Genomic DNA, 803 nt, shown 5'->3' on the forward strand with positions numbered 1-803 from the left:
TATGGTGTTCCTGTAGATTTTGTAACTCGTTTACCAAAAAATGATATTGGTGAATGTGCTATGATGGAAATGCGTAAAAGAGGTGTAAACTGTGAGAATATTATTTGGGGCGGAGACCGATTAGGAATTTACTTTTTAGAAACTGGAGCTGTTAATAGAGGTAGTAAAGTAGTTTATGACAGACAACATTCTGCCATAGCCGAAATTCAACCTGGTATGATAGATTGGGAAAAAGTTTTTGAAGGATCAAATTGGTTCCACTGGACTGGTATTACACCTGCAATATCTCAAGGTGCTGCAGACGCTTGTTTAGAAGCTGTAAAAGTAGCAAGTAAATTAGGCTTAACAATCTCTACAGATTTAAATTACCGTCAAAAACTATGGAAATATGGTGGTGACAGAGAAAAAATAATGACTGAATTAACATCTTACTGTGATATTATTTTAGGAAATGAAGAAGATGCCGAAAAACATTTCAATATAAAACCAGAAGGTTTAGATATCACAACACAAGGTCACGATGTAAAAGCTGAAGCATTTTTATCTGTATGTGATCAAATGTTAAAAAAATTCCCACGTGCTAAAAAAGTAATAACAACATTAAGAGGTTCTATTTCTGCGTCTCATAATACATGGGCTGGAGTTTTATATGATGGTAAAACATTATTTGAATCTCCTCAGTACCAAATTACAGATATAGTAGATAGAGTTGGTGGTGGTGATTCATTTATGGGTGGATTAATTTACGGTTTGTTAGAATATAAAGGAGACGACCAAAAAGCGTTGAATTTTGCAGTAGCTGC

The 803-nt window shown here is 34.4% G+C and carries 1 protein-coding gene; it reads left to right on the top strand.

The annotated features are described in order from the left end of the window. The coding region (locus DAD81_RS20660) for a sugar kinase (protein ID WP_111710384.1) at positions 1–803 on the top strand (803 nt) is incomplete at both ends.

The sequence above is a fragment of the Lutibacter citreus genome (genome assembly GCF_003260195.1).
In the GTDB taxonomy this organism is placed as follows: domain Bacteria; phylum Bacteroidota; class Bacteroidia; order Flavobacteriales; family Flavobacteriaceae; genus Lutibacter; species Lutibacter citreus.